The 4,669-nt window shown below is 41.1% G+C and carries 4 protein-coding genes; 2 read left to right on the plus strand and 2 right to left on the minus strand.

Going from position 1 to position 4,669, the window contains the following annotated elements:
- Window positions 1-34: 34 nt before the first annotated feature.
- Window positions 35-280: a hypothetical protein gene (locus tag IQ229_RS13750; protein ID WP_194044552.1), complete on the minus strand. Its 246-nt coding sequence runs from the start codon at window positions 278-280 to the stop codon at window positions 35-37.
- Between IQ229_RS13750 and IQ229_RS13755 the strand changes: the two genes are divergently transcribed.
- On the plus strand, window positions 274-1,086 hold the full coding sequence (locus IQ229_RS13755) for a DUF3598 family protein (protein ID WP_194044553.1): 813 nt from the start codon (window positions 274-276) through the stop codon (window positions 1,084-1,086). The two genes, IQ229_RS13750 and IQ229_RS13755, sit on opposite strands and share 7 nt — an antisense overlap.
- Window positions 1,087-1,148: 62 nt before the next feature.
- Here IQ229_RS13755 and IQ229_RS13760 read toward each other — a convergent pair whose 3' ends face one another.
- Window positions 1,149-3,380: a PD-(D/E)XK nuclease family protein gene (locus tag IQ229_RS13760; RefSeq protein WP_194044555.1), complete on the minus strand. Its 2,232-nt coding sequence runs from the start codon at window positions 3,378-3,380 to the stop codon at window positions 1,149-1,151.
- Between the two features lie 87 nt (window positions 3,381-3,467).
- Between IQ229_RS13760 and IQ229_RS13765 the strand changes: the two genes are divergently transcribed.
- A partial coding sequence (locus IQ229_RS13765) for a proton extrusion protein PcxA (protein ID WP_194044556.1) occupies window positions 3,468-4,669 on the plus strand: 1,202 nt, incomplete at its 3' end.

The raw sequence follows: 4,669 nt of genomic DNA on the forward strand, positions 1-4,669 counted from the left end.
ATATAAATTAAACCTACATATCAACTTAACAGGGCTAATCAAATGACCAATGACAAATGACAAATGACAAATGACCAATGACCAATGACAAATGACCAATGACCAATGACCAATGACCAATGACCAATGACAAATGACCAATGACAAATGACAAATGACAAATGACAAATAACAAATGACCAATGACCAATGACCAATGACCAATGACCAATGACCAATGACCAATGACCAATGACCAATGACAAATGACAAATGACAAATGACAAATAACAAATGACAAAATCACAATGGGAATGTTTTTTGCAGAATCTCGGTGTTTGGGAAGGTTCATTTACGAATTTTTCTCCCCAAGGAACATTTTTGAATGATACTCCTAGTTGTCTTTCCCTAGAACATTTGAACAATAGCCAGAAAGTGCGCTTAACTCTGAGCCGTTCGGGACAAGACATAATCAGAGAATTTAATTCTGTGGGAGGGGGTCTGCTGTTTTTTGAAAATGGTTCATTTTCTGAAGGTTTAATTCAGCTAGGGCCATTTTCTGAATTTGGTGGAGAACTCGCTTTTGTTCATGAAAATCGCCGCTTGCGTCTGGTACAACTGTTTGATAATACCGGTCAGCTAAAGGAATTAATCTTAATTCGAGAACATCTCGCTGGAACCCCAGCAACAGAACGTCCAACTTTGCAGATAAATGATTTGTTGGGAGAATGGCAAGGTCAAGCAGTAACCATATATCCAGATTGGCGATCGCCTGATACTTACTCTACAACCTTGAAATTACAACTTGATGATGCTGGGCGATTAATTCAAAGTACCTCTTTTGCAGAACGCACAATTACCTCAACTGCTACCATCAAAGACTCGATTGTTCTCTTTGACCAAAACCCAGAAAAGCAGGTGCAAGTATTATTTTTACCAGATGGAGCTTCTGCAACATCACCTGTCAAAGTGCAGTTACGCCAACCATTTTTTATGGAAGCAGGTTGGTTAATCCAGCCAAACCTACGCCAAAGGATGATTCGCAGCTACAACGAGAAAGGTGAATGGGTTAGTTTGACTTTAGTTACTGAAGAAAAAAAGCTTTGATCTAGCGGCTTGTCATCAGAAATCGCTCTATTCTAACTACACCTTGCGATATAAAGTTGGACTCAATTAACATTAGCCTCAGAAATAACAGTCACACAGGCATTCACTAAGGGTAACAATGGCCCTACTTGCTCTTGTCCATTCACTGCTAAATCGCTGTGACACAAATAAACTCTCTCAGATACACGAGAGAGCAAATCTGTCAAAATTCTTTGCAATCGTTGTTCTTCTGCCAATTTTTCATCTTCTGCTGTCCAAGGTTCGCCTAATCTATCTCGGAGAAAAAACGGCGCACCAAACAAAGTCGCTGCGCCACCTTTCGCCCATAGAGGTGAACCAGCATCAAGCCAAAAATGCCACTGGTGCGATCGCCTGCTAGATCGATATTGAAATATAGTTGCTAAGGTGACAGCCTTTCTCGCTCCACCAATGGGGCGCACAGGGTAAGGGTTGGCGGTAATCGTACCCCGTCGCAGTAATTGAATGAATTCGATAATAGTTGTATAAGGCGTTGTTTCAATTGGGGCAATTTGTCGTAACCTGGTGTCAATTTCCCAATAATGTTGGGCAGTTTCTAATAATTCCCGCAATGCTGCTAGCTGTTCGTAAGGAAGATTACTACCATTCCATAAAAAGCGTTGAATTGCTCTGTCTAAAAGGGAAATAGGACTGGGAATTAACCGCAATTCTTGTTGCGATCGCTGTTGTTCTAACCACTCTAATATTTCACTATAGGCTGTAGTCGCTGCATAGCCGATTCGATCCCAGCGCTCGAAGGCTGACACTGGTAGCAAATTAGGGCGATCGGGATGGGGTACAAAGCAGTAATCTGCAATCAAACCAGCACGTACCGGGTCAATGTGAGTGCTGAGTGCTGAGTTGTGAGTGCTGTTAGCGGTAGCGGGGCGTTCAGCCCGTGAGGAGTTAGGAGTTAGGAGTGTGGGGTTTTCTGGTGGTTGTTGTTTTCTGCTCAATACAACCAGCATTTCTGCGACGGCATCCCGATCTACGAGGCGACCCAAGCCGGGATAAACTAGTGCCAGCATGGTGAGTAAGGCGCGAATCACGGGTGAACTAATTAGGGGACGTTGGTCATTGAGCGATTCTACTGGGATATTTTGCTTGACGAGGATTTCTACTAGAGTATAACGAGCGATCGCATCTAAACCTGGTGCAATAATCGCCACTTCTTCCGGTTGCACTTGCTGCGATTGGATGGCATTAGCAATTTCCTCTGCTGTTTGCCGCAATAATTGGGCGCGGGAGGTAGTTTGAATTGAATACACTGTTTTTGGTAAACTCAACAGTATCATCGGTTCTGTAACTAATTCCACCATCTGTTTAGTCAATTGCTCGCTCAGGGACTCTGGAGGCGGCCCATTCAAAATTTCTACCCGACAACGCTCTGCTAACCCTTCTAGGTAGCTAGGATCTGCTCCCAATCCCAATCGCACTGCACCGTCAGGATTGTAACTAAATGCGCCAACTGCACCTTGATCTAATAGCAATTCAAACAAAAGACGCGCTACGCTGGGATAGTCATCGACATCATCCGCCAATACTGCCTGATAGCGTTTAGTTAGGTGCTGCTGATAATTGCGATCGCTTAATAAGTGCTGACTATAAAGTTCGGTAATAATCCCATAAGTAAGTAACCCCCTCTCTAAACACCAATTACGCCAATCTAGCAGCAAAGATGCCAAAAATTCCGGCTCTAAAGTTGTGGTATTTTCCCCCAAACCTTTGGCCAAAATCTGGGCAATATCTTCGCAAGGTATACCACTGTAAGCTGCTAATTGTAATAAGTCCAAGATGCGACGCACCAAGCGAGATTCATTCACTCCCGCAATACGTAAAATTTCTTCGTCTAATTGCGGACGCCAAAGTTTGGTTGCTAACTCTTGTTCGGTTTCTGGTCGCAATCTTACCGGAAACTGTGCTTTCAGGTTCAACGAATTAATCAGCAACGGCCAAAATAAAATGACTTCATCCTGAAAAAAACCTAGTGGCGTCTTGGCACGAACCGGATATTTACCCAAAGTCGAGGTAACAATTATATCTCCTAACTCTCGACGATTATCATCATTGGCAGCTAAAACTAAAACTCCCGGCTCTGTTTGTTTGAGATATAAAAATTCGGGTACATGACCAGTTTTTTTACGTCCTGTTCTTTTCGTATAAAATGATTCAGTATATTCTTTTTCTGATGTTACCCAATTACAAAATTGCTCTACTAAGCGAGCTGTCTTACCACTGCGGCTAGTGCCAACAATCCAAACCGAATGAGAAACCACAAACTTTCTCCTTGTAGATTTGCTAGTATACCTCGTGCGTTAACTTAAGGTTAATAGTCACCAAATAATGCTGAATGATTATCTGCAATGAAAAACTCTGTTTTTAGTCAAAAAATCTATTCTTTTTTACTTGCTGCTTATCGATGGTACTTACAGACTCCTGAACGTTCTTTACATGAAGCCTACGATGCAGCATTAAAGATTCAGGAAATAGAAGATAAGCATTTCAATGGTAATAAAATAGACATTGACTCGGCCATGTACAGTAACAGTGTGATGGATTATTTTGAGTCAGACCTCAACAAGCTATTAAAAATTGCCAGGATGCGGCTGACGGAGTTTAGAGGAAGCCGTTGGTTTCTAAATGAAGAGAATCAAAAGGCTGCCGAGAAAGCAGGTATAGAGTATCTCAATCCTTCTTTAGTTTTGGAAAAGCTCAACTTTATCGATCTAGTCATATCTAAATACACAACAAGTTTCGATAAAACAACTTCCAAAGCTTTAGTAGTACAACCTCCAAATCTACCAGATAACTCTGTGACATCTGACGACAAATCGCTGCTCGTCAAAACTCCAACATTACCACCCAAAATACCAAATCAAGACTTAAACAATAAACCAAAAACCAAGAGTAAAACCGATACAACAGGTGTTTTACCTCGCTCTATTTTAAGTACTATCAGTCGTCTGCAAGTTGAATTAGATCCTAATTCGGAACAAGAAGTAATTCAGAATTTTCGTCAAACTCAAAAAAGAACAATAATATCTATCAGGTTTATTTTACTATTAATTATTATACCACTTTTAACGCATCAAATAGCAAAAGCTTTTGTAGTTGGCCCAATTATTGACAGGTTTAGAAGCACTGAGGAAATGCAGATATTTCTTAATTCCGAAATGGAAGAGGAAGCCCTTGTAGAATTACAAAGATTTGAAGAAAAACTCAAGTTTAAAAATCTCATTCTCAAAGCCCCTCCACTGTTACCTGAGCAGATGGAGACTGAAATGAAAAATAAGGCGAAAGAGCTTGCTGAAGAATTTCGTCACGAAAGCTCTGGTGCTATCAAAAATGTTTTTGCAGATATGTTCTCGGTGGTTGCTTTTATCTGGCTTTTGTTAGTCAGTAAGCCTTCTATTGCTGTAATCAAAGATTTTTTTGATAATATTGTCTACGGACTTAGTGACAGTGCGAAGGCATTTATCATTATTTTGTTTACTGATATTTTTGTAGGATTCCACTCTCCTCATGGTTGGGAAGTACTGCTAGAGGGAGTATCACGCCATTGGGG

Origin of the sequence: Nostoc cf. edaphicum LEGE 07299, from assembly GCF_015207245.1 — a bacterium.
In the GTDB taxonomy this organism is placed as follows: Bacteria; Cyanobacteriota; Cyanobacteriia; order Cyanobacteriales; family Nostocaceae; genus Nostoc; species Nostoc edaphicum_B.

Excerpts from the sequence above, each read along its gene's own strand:
- IQ229_RS13755 (WP_194044553.1), top strand. The coding sequence starts at position 274 with ATGACAAAATCACAATGGGAATGTTTTTTGCAGAATCTCGGTGTTTGG.